Here is a 14,390-nt window from a genome sequence, read left to right as displayed (position 1 = left end):
TTCCTCTAGGGTGGGCGGCAACTTCTCTAGGGGGCTTTCTTGACCGACGACATCGAGGTTTCCCGGCACAACGCCGTCCGCTTCCCGGGTATCAGCCCGCGCGCGTACGAACACCCCGTCGATCGCGGTGCGCTGGCGACGCTGCGCGCCGTTCCCGGGTTCGCGCAGGTCGTGAAGGCGGTTTCGGGCTTCTACGCCGAACGCGGCGAGCGGCTGATGGCCCTCGCGTCCGCGATCCGGGTCGGCCCGACGCAGTATCCGGAGCTGGACAGGCTGCGCAACGAATGCGCCGAAACGCTCGACCTCGACCGTGTGCCGAATCTGTTCGTCGCCCGCAGCCCCGAGGTCAACGCGCAGACGATCGGGATGGACGAGCCGTTCATCGTGCTCAACACCGCGGCCGTCGAGGCGATGGACCTCGCGTCGCTGCGGTTCGTGATCGGGCACGAGATGGGGCACGTGCTGTCCGGGCACGCGGTGTACCGCACGATCATGATCCGGCTGATCGGCCTGCAGATGTCGATGTCGTGGACGCCGGTGAGCGCGATCGGCATCCGTGTCGTCATCGCCGCGCTGCGCGAGTGGTACCGCAAGGCCGAACTGTCCTGCGACCGCGCCGGGCTGCTGTGCTCGCAGGATCCGACGGCGGCGCTGCGCTCGCAGATCCTGGTCGCGGGCGGGATCGACCCGTCGAAGATCGACATCCCGGCCTTCCTGCAGCAGGCGGCGGAATACGAGTCGGTCGAGGACATCCGGGACAGCTACCTGAAGCTGCGCTACGTCGAGACGATGTCGCATCCGCTGGCCGTCGTGCGCGCCGCGCAACTGCAGAAGTGGGCCGCGTCGGAGGAGTACCGCGGGATCCTGGCGGGCGAGTACCCGCGCCGGGACGAGGACGCGCCGTCGTCGAACTGGACCGACGACCTGAAGTCCGCCGCGAAGTCGTACAAGGACTCCTGGAACAGCTCGGCCGACCCGCTGACGAAGGTGTTCAGCGACGTCGGCGAGGCGGTGTCCGGGGCGGCGGGCAAGGTGTGGAGCAAGTTCGGCGGGGGCAACGGGTCGGACGAGGGGTCTTCCTCGGAGTCCGGTAAGTAGCGCCTCGCGAGTGTCATGAAAGGGTCGTTCAGGACGTTTCTTGTCCTGAACGACCCTTTCATGACAGGGGAGCAGTGACCCGCGAGTGCCAGGAAAGGTCCGTTCCTTGCGAAATTCGCGAGGAAGGGACCTTGCCTGGCGTTTGAGGGGCGGGGTGAGGGGGACGGGTGCAGGGGGCAGCCTGGGGGGTGAAGGGGACTTTCACCGCGTCTCGTGTGGCGAAGGGAGCTTTCACCACGTGGCATGTGGGGAAGGCGTCCTTCGCACCCGGAGGGAGCGGTACCGGCGCCGTGCCCGCGTGGTCGCTGGTGCACCTGGGACGAGATGAGAGTAGGCAAGGAGGCCTTCACGACCAGCCGCAGCCCGAGTAGCCCGATACGCTCCGGACCCATCGCCAAAGAGGCGCCTCAGTTCAGGTTCGAGGGGCGGGTGAACTCGCCGAGTTCCCCGGGCGGCATCGGTACCGCGCCCAGCGTGCTCAGGAACCCGGCCTCCCGCGTCAGCAGCCGGCACGCGATCCGCAGCCGCCGCAGCGGGTTCGTCTCCTCCAGCAGGCGCTGCCGGTCCTCCAGCGGGAGCAGGCAGTCCGCGGTGAGCCGGTACGCGAGCGCCGCGATGTCGCCGTCTTCGGGCGGGGTGGTCCAGTCGTCGGCGTCCCAGGCGGATTCGCAGTAGCGCCGGTGCGCGGCCTTCGCGACGTCGGCGAGCCTGTTCACGGTGTCGCCGGGTACCGAGGCGACCCGGTCGTCGGGCACCCACTCGACCGTGCCGATCAGGTACGGCGCGGAGACGCGGTCGATCTCGAGCAGCCGGAACCGGCGCCGAGCGGTGGTGACGACGTCGAATCTGCCGTCCGGCAGCCGTTTCGCCTCGCGCAGCACCGTGCTGCAGCCGACCTCGTGGACGTGTTCCGGCCCGCTGACCTCCCTGATCATCGCCGAACGCAGGGCGACGACGCCGAATTCGCGGTCCGGGACGACCTCGCCGACGAGGTCGGCCATCAGCTGCCGGTACCGCGGTTCGAAGATGTGCAACGGAAGGTGTGTTCCGGGCAGAAGCACGGTCTGTAGCGGGAACAGCGGCAAGATCGCCTTCCCGGTGGACTCCTCGCTCGGCTCGGTCACCCGTTCAAGGTACGGGGACCGGGAGGACTTCGCAGGGCGGTCACTTCCCGGCGGGCGGGCGGAAGACGGCGAACGGGTCGGTGATCTGCATCCCCTTGCCCGCGAAGGAGAAGAGCGCCGCCGGGCGGCCGCCGCTGCGGCCGGGCGGGGCGGTGTGGCCGGTGGGCAGGAGCAGCCCGCGCCGGGACAGCACACGCTGCAGGTTCGTCGCGGAGACGCGGTAACCCAGCGCAGCCGAGTACAGGCCCCGCAACGCCGATACGGTGAACTCTTCCGGGGCGAGCGCGAACCCGAGATTCGTGTAGCAGAGCTTCGAGCGGAGCCGGTCCCGCGCGCGCAGCACGATGGACTCGTGGTCGAACGCCGTCCGCGGCAGCTCGGAAACGTCGTGCCACTCGGTGTCTTCGGGGATCTCGGGGTCCACATCGGACGGTACGAGGCCGAGGAACGCCGTCGCGACGACGCGGGGGCCCGGCACCCGGTCCGGCGCGCTGAAGACCGCCAGTTGCTCCACATGCTTCAGCTGGCGTACGTCGACCTTCTCCGCGAGCTGCCGCCGGATGGACGCCTCGACGTCTTCATCCGGGCGAAGCCTGCCGCCGGGAAGCGACCAGCGGCCCAGGTGCGGATCGAGCGCACGCCGCCACAGCAGGACCCGGAGTGTGTCGGAGCGCACTTGAAGGACCGCTCCCAAGACCTCGTGGGCGAGGGGGGTCTGGGTGTTAAGATGACTTCGCACGGTTTTCGATTATAAGGCGAAAACCGGAGACAGGTCCAGGAGGGCCAGAACGATGACGAGCACTCTGCAGAACGACTTGACTCCGTACGGTGGCGTGGTCGCCGACGCGGCTTGGGCGGAGGAGGTGCGCGGCCTCGCGCGCAAACGCGACGCCGTCCTGCTCGCGCACAACTACCAGGTCCCCGAGATCCAGGACATCGCCGATTTCACCGGCGACTCCCTCGCGCTCAGCCGCATCGCGGCCAGCAGTGACGCGTCCACCATCGTCTTCTGCGGCGTGCACTTCATGGCCGAGACGGCGAAGATCCTGGCGCCGGAGAAGACGGTCCTGATCCCGGACGCGCGGGCGGGTTGCTCGCTCGCGGACTCGATCACCGGCGACCAGCTCCGTGCCTGGAAGGCCGAGCACCCCGGCGCGGTCGTCGTGTCGTACGTGAACACCACGGCCGAGGTCAAGGCGGAGACCGACATCTGCTGCACGTCGTCGAACGCCGTCGACGTGGTCGCCTCCATCCCCGCTGACCAGGAAGTTCTCTTCCTGCCGGACCAGTTCCTCGGCGCGCACGTCAAACGCGTGACCGGCCGCGAGAACATGCACGTCTGGGCCGGGGAGTGCCACGTGCACGCCGGGATCAACGGCGCCGAGCTGGCCGAGCGGGCCTCGGAGAACCCGGACGCCGACCTGTTCATCCACCCGGAATGCGGCTGCGCGACCTCGGCGCTGTACCTGGCGGGCGAGGGCGCCGTCGCTCCTGAGCGGGTCAAGATCCTTTCGACCGGTGACATGGTCCACGCCGCCCGTGACACCAAGGCGAAGTCGGTGCTCGTGGCCACCGAGATCGGGATGATCCACCAGCTGCGCAAGGCCGCGCCGGAGATCGACTTCCGCGCGGTGAACGACCGGGCGTCGTGCCGGTACATGAAGATGATCACGCCGGCCGCCCTGCTGCGCTCGCTGCGCGAGGGGGCCGACGAGGTCCACGTCGACGCCGAAACCGCCGCCCGTGCCCGCGCTTCCGTGCAGCGCATGATCGAGATCGGGCAGCCTGGCGGCGGAGAATGACCGACCCGGTTACCGCCCTCCAGGCGAAAACCCACCCGGTCTGGGAGGCCGCCGCCGATCTCGTGGTGATCGGCAGCGGGGTGGCCGGGCTCACCGCCGCGCTGCGTGCGCGGGAGCTCGGCCTGCACGTCCTGGTGGTCACCAAGGCGACGGTCTCCGACGGCAACACCCGCTGGGCGCAGGGCGGTATCGCGGTCGTCCTGGAGGGTGAGCACGAGCGAGGCGATTCGGTCGGCAAGCACGCCGAGGACACGCTCACCGCCGGTGCCGGGCTGTGCGACTCCGGCGCCGTCCGGTCGATCATCGCCGGTGGCCCGGCCGCGGTCGCCCGTCTGCGCGCCGAGGGCGCCCGTTTCGACCCGGCGGCCGAGGGACGGCCCGAACTGGCCCGCACGCGGGAAGGCGGGCACAGCGCGTTCCGTGTCATCCACGCCGGCGGCGACGCGACCGGCGCGGAGGTCGAGCGGACGCTGGTCGCGACGGCCGGTGACCGGCGGATCCCGGTGCTGGAGCACCACATCGCCGTCGACGCGATCCGCACACCTGCGGGCGAGGTCGTGGGCGTGACGGTCCTGGACCACAACGGCGTGCCCGGGGTCGTCCGGGCGCCGGCGGTGTTGCTGGCCAGCGGCGGGCTGGGGCAGCTCTACCAGGCGACGTCGAATCCGGAGCTCGCCACGGGGGACGGGCTCGCGCTGGCGTTGCGCGCGGGGGCGCAGGTCGCGGACGTCGAATTCGTGCAGTTCCATCCGACGGTCCTGTTCACGCCCGGCGCGCGCGGCCGTCTCCCGCTGGTCACCGAGGCGGTGCGCGGAGAGGGCGCGACGTTGCACGACGCGACGGGCGCTTCGGTGATGCGGGGAGTCCACCCGCTCGGCGATCTCGCGCCACGGGACGTCGTCTCGGCGGCGATCACCCGCCGGATGGGGCAGGCGCCCGGTGGTGTCGACGACCATGTTTTCCTTGACGCGGCAGGGATTTCCGGGTTCGCAAAGCGGTTCCCGACGGTGCACGCGGCATGCGCGGCGATCGGGCTGGACCCGGCGAAGGAACCGATCCCGGTCACGCCCGCGGCGCATTTCGCCTGCGGTGGCGTGGTGACCACTGTGGACGGACGCTCCGGCGTTCGTGGTCTCTACGCGGCGGGCGAGGTCGCCAGGACCGGTCTGCACGGTGCGAATCGCCTGGCCTCCAACAGTTTGCTCGAAGGGCTGGTCGTCGGCCAGCGGGCGGCGGAAGCGGTCGCCATCGATCTCGCCGCCGGACTGCTGGGCGATCCGCGGCGCGGTGTGCTCCTGCCCCCGGCGAAGGTCTCGGTGGCCGATCGCGACGCGCTGCAGCGGGCGATGAGCCGGTACGCCGCCATCGGCCGGGACGCCGAAGGTCTCGCGGTCGTGGGTTCGGTGCTTGATCTGTCCGTGACCGAGAGTCCTTTGTGGACGCCAAGGATCGTGGAGGACGCGGCGCTCACCCTGGTGGCGGAGGCCTTGGTCGCGGCGGCGGCGCGCCGGACGGAGTCCCGCGGCTGTCACGTGCGGACCGATTTCCCGGACCGTGACGACGACGGCTGGAAACGCGGTCAGCTCATCCGGCTCAGCCCGTCGGGGCAGCCGGTGCTGGCCGATCCGATCGCCTTGGAGGGTGTGGCATGAGCGAATTCTCCCCGTGGGTCGTCAAGGCGCTGGCCGATCACGGCCTCGACGCCGCCGATGCGCACCGGGTCGTCACGACGGCGCTGGCCGAGGATCTGCGGTACGGGCCCGACGCGACGACGAACGCCACCGTGCCCGAATCCGCGCGGGCGCTGGCCGAACTCACGCCGAGGACGGCCGGGGTGGTCGCCGGGATCCCGGTGGCGCTGGCGGTGTTCGACGTCGTGCTCGGCTCCGGCCTGGAGATCCTGGCCGCCCGCGACGACGGCGACCGGCTGACCGCCGGTGAGCCCGCGCTGGTGGTGCGGGGTCCGGTGCGCGGCCTGCTCACCGCGGAGCGCACCGCGCTGAACCTGCTGTGCCACCTGTCCGGTATCGCCACCGCGACCGCCGCCTGGGTGGCCGCGGTGGACGGGACCGGTTGCCGGATCAGGGATTCCCGCAAGACGCTGCCCGGGCTGCGGTTGCTGGAGAAGTACGCCGTGCGCGCCGGCGGTGGGGTGAACCACCGGCTCGGGCTCGGCGACGCGGTGCTGATCAAGGACAACCATGTGGTCGCCGCCGGTTCGGTGACCGCCGCGCTCGCCGCCGCGCGCGAGCACGCGCCCGAACTGCACTGCGAGGTCGAGGTCGACGACCTGGCCCAGCTGGACGAGGCGCTCGCCGCGGGGGCCGACGAGGTGCTGCTGGACAACTTCACGCCCGACGAGTGCGCGAAGGCCGTCGACAGGCGCGACGAGGTTTCACCGAAGACTCGCCTGGAATCCTCGGGCGGCCTGCGGCTGGACGTCGCTCGGGCGTACGCGGAGTCCGGTGTGGATTTCCTCGCCGTCGGAGCGCTTACGCATTCCTCACCCGCGCTCGACCTCGGGATGGACCTCCGCTGATCCGCGGCACTAGAATTCCCTTGTGTGACAAGGGAATTCTGGAGGAATGGTGGGCTTTGCCGGTAAAAGTGCCGTCGCGGGATGCGTCGGTTTCGTGGCACTGCTCGGCACCCCCGTCCCGTCGACGGCGGTCGCCGAGCAGTGCGCGAACCCGACGGGCACCTACACCGCGGCCGTCCCGTGGGGGCAGCGGCTGATCGATCCCGTGCGGATCTGGCCGCTGTCCCGCGGCACCGGCCAGCTGGTCGCGGTGATCGGCACCGGCGTCGACGGCGGCAACGGCCAGTTCGCGCCCGGTCAGCTTCTCGGCGGCCAGGGCACCCAGGCCGACGACTGCGACGGCCGGGGCACCATCGCGGCCGGGATCGTCGGCGCGCAACCGGATCCGTCCACGACGTTCACCGGGATCGCGCCGGGCGCCAAGATCCTGCCGATCCGCTACACCCAGGTGAACGGCGGCGGCGACCCCGGGCAGCTCGCGGGCGCCATCGAAACCGCGCTGAACCGCGGCGCCGGGATCATCCTGATCGCCGTCCCGGCCGCCTCCGACAGCCCCGCGCTGACCGGTGCCGTCTCGCGTGCCAAGGAGAAAGGCGCCTTGATCGTCTCTCCCGCCGCGGGGACGCAACAGGGCCAGACCTCCTACCCGACCGCGACACCGGGCGTGCTCGCGGTGGGATCGACCAACCAGACCGGTGCGGCGGTGCAGACGGAATCCGGTTCCTACGTGGGGATCTCCGCGCCCGGCGCCGAACTGGTCAGCACGTCCGCGGGCGCGGGCGGGACCGTGGCGCACCGGTGGCCGGTGAGCGATCCGAGCCTGGCCGCCGCGCACGTCGCCGGTGTCGCCGCGCTCGTGCGCGCGTATCACCCGGAGCTGACACCCGAGCAGGTCGTCACGCGGCTGACGCTGACCGCGCACCGCGGGCCGAACGGCGGGCACGATCTCCGGCGGGGCTGGGGCGCGATCGACGCCTACGCCGCCGTTTCCGCCTCGATCCCGGCCGGCACCCCCGGCCCGGGAGGGCCGCCGAGCGCAGGGCCGGACACCTTCGTCGTCCCCGCCGCCGCGCCCGCGCGGGCCAACGCGGACAAGGTCTCCGGTGTGCTGGCCATCTCCGGGGTGGCCGCGGCCATCGCGGCGGGTGTGGTGGTGGCGGCGGTCCGGCGAGGCAAGCGCCGGGGCTGGAAACCTTCGCGATTCCGCGCCTCGTGAGCGGCAGCGGTGTACTGGGGGACACCACTGCCGCTCACGAGGTCTTTCGCGACCCCCTGGGGTTTTAGGGGACGGATACGCAGGCGGTCGAGCCCACGATGGCCACGCCGTCGCCGGCGCGGGAGACGTGCACGTTGAAGTCGGCGCCGTCGCGGCTGAACTGGGCGATCAGCTCACGCGGGTTGCTGCGGTCGCGCGTCCGCCAGCCCTGGCTTTCCAGCAGCGGCAGGACGACGTCGACGAGTTTGCGGATCGCGTCGGTCGCGTCGTCGACCCGGAGGCCGTACTGCCAGCAGAGCAGGCGACCCGGCTGCGTCGGGTCGCAGTCCAGCTCGCCTTCCACGGTGCGCTCCGCGCTGGAGCCGAAGGTGCCCGCGACGCCGTCGATGACCGCTGTCAGGTCTTCGGCCAGCGGGTCGAGCTCGGTGTTCCTGGTGATCATGTCCAGCCCCTCACAAGCCTCGTCCGACGCCTTCGATGACCATCTCGCGCAGTGAGCCACCGGTGAAGCCCTCGTGGGTGACCGCGCCGCCGGTGATCACACCGTAGATGTTGTTCCAGGAATCGGAACCCGGCTTGAGCACCCCGCTGTGGGACTCGAAACCCCACTGCAGGTCGCCGTTCGCGTCGCGGCCGGTTTCCAGTTCGACGACGCCGGGGAAGCGGTCGGGGTCCGCTCCGTGCCCGGCGCCGAGCCATTCGACGAGACCCGCGTTGCCCTGTGCCACCACGATGGGGTCGAACGGGGCCGTCATGGAGTACCGCTGCACGCCGGCCTGGCTGGCCGGGAGGTCGTCCGGGCCCCAGATCCCGTGGCCCATCCCCGCGGACTCGACGTGCAGTACCTGGTCGGCCCTGAGCCCGAGCTGTTCGGCGAGCCCCACGGTCGCGCCGCCGTAGCTGTGCCCGACGGCGGTGACCACGACGCCCGGTCCGGCGTGGCTGTCGATCTGGCCGCGCAGTTCGTCGCCGAACGCCTTGAGCTCGGGTGCCATCGTCTGCGCGTAGTGCGCGGCCGGCCCTTCGGTGACGACGTTCTGCGGGAAGACCCCGTCGGCCCAGACCACCATCGCGGTGCGTCCGGTGGCGTCCGCGGCGACCAGGCTCTTGCCGAGGTCGGCGTAGCTCTGGAAGTTGTCGAACGAGGTGTTGACGCCGGGGACGAACAACCCGACGTTGCGGGTGCCCGGCTCGATGCGGCCGACCAGTTCGACGATGCGCCCGTTACCGGACGGATCGAACCGCAGGATCTGCCGGTCGTTGGCGAGGATGTCCTCGTACAGCGCGATCCGGGTGCGCGCGCTCGCGATGTCGTCGGCTTTCCCGCCCTGTGCCAGGAGATTCGCGAGCCGCTCGCGTTCGGCGGTCAGCGCGTCGGTGACCTTCGTGCGGTTCTCGGCGATCGCTGTCGCCCACGAGCCGGTGTCGGCCGCGCCGCCGACGCCCGCCGGATTCCCGGCCTTGGGCAACGGGTTCTCCGGCATGAGTGACCGGTACGCGGCGGCGATCTGGACGTCGGCGCGCCGGTAGCCGCCGCCCGCGGCCGTCAGGCCCTGGTGGATCACCGTCGCCTTGGTGATCTGGCCGTCGAGTTTGCCCGCGACGTCCTTGATCGTCTTGGTGTACGTGGCCGAAGCCGCGCTGGAAGCCGAAACCTGGCCGAACGCGGTGGCGGGGACGTTCTCACCCGCCAGCGCGGTCTGCGCGGTCTTGAGCACGCCGGCGCGCTGTTCGAGTTCGGCCGCCGCCGCTTCGAGCCTGGCGGGGGCGACTCGGTAACCGCCCGCACTGGATGCCATCACCGAGCCGCCTCTCCTGGTGGAAAACGATCAGTACTGTTCGGGTTCTTCGCCGAGCACGGCGGGAGCGACCGGGGACGACTGGCCCCAGACGTTCTCGGTCTCCACGAGCCACGGCGGGATCCGCCGCCCGGAACCCATGTCGCCGCCCGCGCCCATGCCCATCGGCATCATGGGCATCATCGGCATCGCGCCCTTGGCCGCCGCCGCGCCCGCGGCACCGGCCGCTCCGCCCGCCAGGCCGCTCATCGCGCTGCCTGAGCCGCCGTCGCCCGCCAGACCGGAGAACGCCGCCGGTGCCTCGCCGGGACCGGAGACCCCGCCGCCGCCCGCGCCGATCGCGCCGCCGTCCAGCGACGGCGCTCCGCCACCCCCGATCGGGATGCCGCCGCCCGCGCCGCCCGCGGTCGCACCCGCCGAACCGGCGCCTCCACCCGTGGGTTCGCCGTTCTTGTCCTTGCCGTCGTTCTTGCCGCTGGCCCACGCGGGCACCCGCGGCATGATCGAGCCGAACCGGCCGAACGCGGCGGCCGAGGCAGCGGCGAGACCGGCGGTGAACATGTCGCCGAACAGCGGGTTCGACTTGGGCACCTGGCCCGGCTGCCCGGTGGTGGGCGGCGTGGAGCCGTCCGACGGCAGCGGATGCGTGTTGTCGCCCGGCACCAGGCCGACGCCGGGTGTGCCGCCGCCGATGTTGTTGCCGACCGAGCCACCCGGGGCGGTGCCGCCACCGGTGACCGGCGGCGGGGTGACGGCGTTCGGTGAGGCCGGAATGGACTCCTCCGCGGTGGAGTACTCGCCCGCGAGCTGGGTCATCACCACGATCGCCTTGCTGTGGGCCGCGCTGGCCGCGCCCGCGGCCTGCTGCTGCGCTTCGACGTTCGCGATGGCCTGCTGCCGCTGCTGCGCCGCGTTGACGATCGTCGCCGGCGACGAATCCGGGGGCAGGAGCGGGGGATTGACGGCCAGCGCGAGATCCGCGGGGGAGACGTCGGGCACCGCGACCGGCGGCGGCATCTCCTTCTTGGCCTTCACCAGCGCGTCCGCGGCGTCCTCGAGGAGGTTGTTCATCGCCTGCGCGGTCTGGGCGACCTTGCGGATTCCGCCGACGAGGTCACTGATCATCGTGTGGTACTTGTCGGCGGCGCCACCGGTCCAGTTGCCGGAGAATTCCTTCAGCTCACCGGTCAGGTTCTCCGCCTGTTCGAAGAGCCCGAGGCCGGTGGACTGCCATTTGTGGGCCGCGTGGCGCGCCGTGTTGGGGTCGCCCGTCTGCAGCATCGCGTAGAGCTGCTGGTGCGAGTACGCGGCGAAGTTCGTGTGCGCGGTCTCGGTCATCCCTTGGTCCCCCCGCCGTTCGAGCCGTTGGTGCCGCCCAGTACGCCCCCGAGGACGTTGAGCAACGGATCGAGCAGCCCGGTCTGCTGGCTCGCGTGGTTGATGTCGCCCGCCACCGAGTCGTCCGCGGCCGCGTAGCCGTCGGCGACGGTCGTCGTGACGTCCTGCGCGAAGGTGATCGCGCCTTTGACCTGGTCCAGGAGGCCCTGCATCTCGGCGACGGCCGCCTGGTGCGCCTTGGTGAGTGAACCCGCCTCGCCGAACTCCCCGAACAGCAGCGGCTGTTCGGTCAGGGTCAGCAGGAAGTCGTTCGGCTTGGACATCGCGTGGATCTGGGTCTCCAGTTCCCGCACGAAGTCCTTCAGTGATTCCAGATGGACGTAGTACGACTGGTCTTGCATTGATCCCGGCTCTCTCGTGAACGGCCACGCCGACAAGGGGACGACTACGCGCAAAGCCGGCCGGCCGGTGCCGAGGGGGGTGAAAGCACCGGCCGGCCGACGGATGGGGATCAGCCGGCGAACAGGCCCTGGTTGCGGTTCTCCAGGCTGTGCTGGAGATCGTGGGCGTCGCCGACCTTGCCACCGAACTGCGCGATGATCGCCACGATGTCCGCGGTGGCCTGGCGCAGGCGGGTTTCAGACGCACGGGCGGCCTCACCGGCGGAGCTGCCGGAGGCGTACCAGGTCTGGGTGATCGGCTGCAGGTTGGTGTGCAGCTGTTCGAGCTGGGAGGTGAGCGCCTTGGCCTTGGCGGCCAGCGAGGCCGAGCTGTGCTGCAGCGCGGCGAAGTTGATTTCGACGACGTCAGCCATGATTGGTGGTCCTCTCGCGGATCAGGGGTTCAGCCGGTGGATCACGGTCTGGTCGACGGTTCCGCTGACCCCGGTGAGGCTTTCCCGGACCTGCTCGTCACCCGAGTTGTAGTTCCGGTTGCTCTCGTGCACGAGGCGCGACATCGTGTTGAGCTCGTTCACGGCGATGGTCATCTTCTCCTGCAGACGGCGCTGCAGGTCCCAGAACGCGACCGCCTGGTCACCCTTGTAGTTGTGCAGGGTCTGGGTCAGCTCGCTCTCCAAGCTGGCCATCGTGGTCTTGGCGTTCGACGCGGTCTCCTCGAACCCCTGGACGGCGCGCGCCATCGCAGCTGCGTCTGCCTGATATCCCGTACCGGTCATGGATGGGCCACCTCCTCTCATCTCGCTGGAAATCCCGGTGAGCACCAGGGGACGCCCTGTCTGCTCTTGTGAAGGACACGCTAGAAAACAGGGGAGTGCGGTCAAACGGCACAACTGCCGGTCGCGCTGACGGCACTATTACCCACAGGTCGGTGGTAGGGCTTTCCCCACCCTGGAGCAGGGGGAGTGCTCCAGTGTCCGGATCGGAGCTTCCCGGCACGCTCGATCCCATGGTGGACAAGGGATCCAGGGTATCGCCGCATCGGCCGTTGATGATCTTGGCGGCGGCGATGGCGGTGCTCGGGGTCGTCGCGCTCGGCGGTCTCGTTTTCGACGACCGCAGCCTCGTCAACGCGCCCATTTGGCTCAAACCGCTCAAGTTCACGATCTCCGTCGGGCTCTACGCGGTGACGCTGGCCTGGCTGATCGGGCAGCTGACGCGGGGCAAGCGGCTCGGCTGGTGGCTCGGGACGGTGTTCGCCGCCGGGCTCGGCCTGGACATGGCGTTGCTGTTCTGGCAGATCGCCGTCCGCGGCCGGACACTCCACTTCAACCGGGAGACGCCCGTCGACCAGTGGATCAACAACATGATCGCGAACGGCGCCTTCACCGGCTGGGGAGCGACGGCGGCCATCGCGCTTCTCCTGCTGTTCCAACGTCTTCCCGACCGGGCGATGAACTCCGCGTTACGCGCGGGTGCCGCGCTGTCGGTCGCCGGCATCGGGGTCGCGCTGCTGATGTTCGGGCCGAACGAACAGCAGATGGCCCAGTTCCGGGCCGGCGAACGGCCGTCGGTCCTCGGCGCCCACGCGGTCGGTGTCCCCGACGGCGGCCCGGGGCTGCCGGTGCTGGGCTGGAGCACCGTGGGCGGGGACATGCGGATCCCGCATTTCTTCGGGATCCACGCGATCCAGGTGCTGCCACTGGTCGCCTTCGGGCTGCTGAAGCTCGCCCGGCGGTATCCGGTGCTCGAAGCGGAGTTCGTGCGGCGGAATCTGGTGCGGACCGCCTCGGTGGGCTTCGCCGGGATGCTCGTGCTGCTCACCTGGCAGGCTCAGCGAGGACAGTCCATCGTGCACCCGGATTTCTGGACGCTGGTCGCGGGTGCGGGGATTCTGGCCGTCGTCGCCGCCGGTTCGGTACTTTCGCTTCGGGCCCCGCGGCCGATGCACCAGCTGACGTGATCTCCTCGAAACCCGCTCGCGACTTCCTGCGGGATCGCGTGGGTTTCGGGCGTTCGGCGGCTTTCGGTGTGGTGTTCACCGCCGTGGCGGTGGTGATCGGCGGGGCGGCTTGTTCGCCGGCTTCGCCGCGGCGGTCTTCGGCCCGGCGGTCTTCGGCCCGGCCGGCTATCGCGGGCCGGCTATCGCGGGCCGGCCTCGCGGGATGGCCGAGGATACCCGCTCGTCACGGCGGTGGCGTCCACTTTGGACGGTTGGCCGCCGACGCCGCGCGGGTTTACGAGTTCACCGTCAACAGGACAAGGCCGGCTCGGCTATCCGGTTTCAGGCGGAAAGGGGCCGTTCGTTTCCGGGCGGCCCCTTCCCGTCGGCTCAGACTCCCGCGGTGGTGCGGATCCAGTCGCGGCTCGCCGCGACGCTGGCGTAGTTCTGGGTGCCCTGCGGGTTCGTGCCGGAGTTGCTGCCGGTCGAGCAGACACCGACCTGGACGCCGTTCGCAAGCTGCGGGCCGCCCGAGTCGCCGTGCCACGCCGAACCGTTGACACCCACGCTGGCGATGGCCTGGCCGCCGTACGCGTCGCTGCTGGTGCCGGTGATGCGGACGTCGGCCGTCTTCAGGACGCTCGACGGCGGGTTGTTGCCCTGCGTGCGGCCCCAGCCGTAGATCTGGTTGGTGGTGCCGTTGGCCGGGTTCGCCGTGCCGAGCTTCATGTACGTCGTGCTGACCGCGGTCGTGAGGTGCAGGAGGGCGATGTCGCCGCGCGGTGCGGCCTTCTGCTGGTCGACGTCGGCTTCGGTGCCCTGGTTCAGGTCGACGTCGCCGACCTTGACGTGCATGCCGGGCGTGTTGAGGCAGTGTTTCGCGGTGAGGACCCATTGCGGGGCGATGATCGTGCCGGAGCAGTTGAAACCGCCGAACGCGGTGGCGTCGTCCCAGTAGATCTGGGCGCCCCACGGCGCGGAACTCACGGTGCCGCCGCCGATGATGTCCTGGCTCGCGTTCGCGGCGGGGGTGGCGGCAAGGGTCAGTGCCGCGGCGGCACCGGCCACCGTGGCGACGATCTTGGACATACGCATGAATACGCCCTTCAGCCTGCGTCGGGGATCCGTTTCGGT

At 70.5% G+C, this 14,390-nt stretch carries 15 protein-coding genes; 6 read left to right on the top strand and 9 right to left on the bottom strand.

The genetic code is table 11. The annotated features are described in order from the left end of the window. Positions 1-39: 39 nt before the first annotated feature. Positions 40-1,098: a M48 family metallopeptidase gene (locus ACOCEP_RS39660; RefSeq protein ID WP_482335068.1), complete on the top strand. Its 1,059-nt coding sequence runs from the start codon at positions 40-42 to the stop codon at positions 1,096-1,098. 407 nt (positions 1,099-1,505) lie between these two features. Here ACOCEP_RS39660 and ACOCEP_RS39655 read toward each other — a convergent pair whose 3' ends face one another. Both ACOCEP_RS39655 and ACOCEP_RS39650 read right to left on the bottom strand, forming a co-directional pair. After that, the gene (locus tag ACOCEP_RS39655; protein WP_482335067.1) at positions 1,506-2,222 is read right to left on the bottom strand and encodes an LON peptidase substrate-binding domain-containing protein; all 717 of its coding nucleotides are present in this window, start codon (positions 2,220-2,222) and stop codon (positions 1,506-1,508) included. Between the two features lie 40 nt (positions 2,223-2,262). Continuing rightward, on the bottom strand, positions 2,263-2,898 hold the full coding sequence (locus ACOCEP_RS39650) for an NUDIX hydrolase (protein ID WP_020630377.1): 636 nt from the start codon (positions 2,896-2,898) through the stop codon (positions 2,263-2,265). A 115-nt stretch (positions 2,899-3,013) separates the two neighbouring features. On the opposite strand from ACOCEP_RS39650, the gene nadA reads away from it, so the two are divergent. The 4 genes from nadA to ACOCEP_RS39630 are packed head-to-tail and all read left to right on the top strand — an operon-like array spanning position 3,014 to position 7,779. Further along, positions 3,014-4,024 (top strand): quinolinate synthase NadA, encoded by a 1,011-nt coding sequence (gene nadA, locus ACOCEP_RS39645; RefSeq protein ID WP_482335066.1) that lies wholly within the window; start codon positions 3,014-3,016, stop codon positions 4,022-4,024. Beyond that, positions 4,021-5,676, top strand: coding sequence for an L-aspartate oxidase (locus ACOCEP_RS39640; RefSeq protein ID WP_482335065.1), 1,656 nt, complete (start codon positions 4,021-4,023; stop codon positions 5,674-5,676). Before nadA ends, ACOCEP_RS39640 begins: the two co-directional genes overlap by 4 nt. After that, the gene (gene nadC / locus ACOCEP_RS39635) at positions 5,673-6,563 is read left to right on the top strand and encodes a carboxylating nicotinate-nucleotide diphosphorylase (RefSeq protein WP_482335064.1); all 891 of its coding nucleotides are present in this window, start codon (positions 5,673-5,675) and stop codon (positions 6,561-6,563) included. The genes ACOCEP_RS39640 and nadC overlap by 4 nt, the downstream gene beginning before the upstream one ends. Positions 6,564-6,609: 46 nt before the next feature. Beyond that, positions 6,610-7,779: a S8 family serine peptidase gene (locus ACOCEP_RS39630; protein ID WP_482335063.1), complete on the top strand. Its 1,170-nt coding sequence runs from the start codon at positions 6,610-6,612 to the stop codon at positions 7,777-7,779. 64 nt (positions 7,780-7,843) lie between these two features. Here the strand turns inward: ACOCEP_RS39630 and ACOCEP_RS39625 are convergent, their stop codons facing one another. The 6 genes from ACOCEP_RS39625 to ACOCEP_RS39600 form a co-directional block, all read right to left on the bottom strand. Further along, a complete protein-coding gene (locus ACOCEP_RS39625) occupies positions 7,844-8,221 on the bottom strand; it encodes a hypothetical protein (RefSeq protein ID WP_482335062.1) in 378 nt (125 codons plus the stop codon). Positions 8,222-8,231: 10 nt separating this feature from the next. Next, the gene (locus ACOCEP_RS39620; RefSeq protein WP_482335061.1) at positions 8,232-9,578 is read right to left on the bottom strand and encodes an alpha/beta hydrolase; all 1,347 of its coding nucleotides are present in this window, start codon (positions 9,576-9,578) and stop codon (positions 8,232-8,234) included. Positions 9,579-9,608: 30 nt separating this feature from the next. Next, the gene (locus tag ACOCEP_RS39615; protein ID WP_482335060.1) at positions 9,609-10,916 is read right to left on the bottom strand and encodes a WXG100 family type VII secretion target; all 1,308 of its coding nucleotides are present in this window, start codon (positions 10,914-10,916) and stop codon (positions 9,609-9,611) included. Continuing rightward, complete coding sequence (locus ACOCEP_RS39610; protein WP_482335059.1) at positions 10,913-11,317, bottom strand: hypothetical protein; 405 nt, start codon at positions 11,315-11,317, stop codon at positions 10,913-10,915. The genes ACOCEP_RS39615 and ACOCEP_RS39610 overlap by 4 nt, the downstream gene beginning before the upstream one ends. Positions 11,318-11,427: 110 nt before the next feature. Next, positions 11,428-11,730: a hypothetical protein gene (locus tag ACOCEP_RS39605; RefSeq protein ID WP_005155348.1), complete on the bottom strand. Its 303-nt coding sequence runs from the start codon at positions 11,728-11,730 to the stop codon at positions 11,428-11,430. Between the two features lie 21 nt (positions 11,731-11,751). Continuing rightward, a complete protein-coding gene (locus ACOCEP_RS39600; RefSeq protein WP_073848466.1) occupies positions 11,752-12,093 on the bottom strand; it encodes a WXG100 family type VII secretion target in 342 nt (113 codons plus the stop codon). Positions 12,094-12,287: 194 nt separating this feature from the next. Here ACOCEP_RS39600 and ACOCEP_RS39595 point away from each other — a divergent pair, with 194 nt between their 5' ends. Beyond that, positions 12,288-13,277, top strand: coding sequence for a hypothetical protein (locus ACOCEP_RS39595; protein ID WP_482335058.1), 990 nt, complete (start codon positions 12,288-12,290; stop codon positions 13,275-13,277). Positions 13,278-13,646: 369 nt separating this feature from the next. Here the strand turns inward: ACOCEP_RS39595 and ACOCEP_RS39590 are convergent, their stop codons facing one another. Further along, positions 13,647-14,345: a S1 family peptidase gene (locus ACOCEP_RS39590; protein ID WP_482339906.1), complete on the bottom strand. Its 699-nt coding sequence runs from the start codon at positions 14,343-14,345 to the stop codon at positions 13,647-13,649. Between the last annotated feature and the right edge of the window lie 45 nt (positions 14,346-14,390).

This window comes from Amycolatopsis sp. CA-211722 (assembly GCF_056828465.1).
The sequence above is the reverse complement of the archived record's forward strand: the minus strand, read 5'-3'. Positions and strand labels throughout refer to the sequence as shown.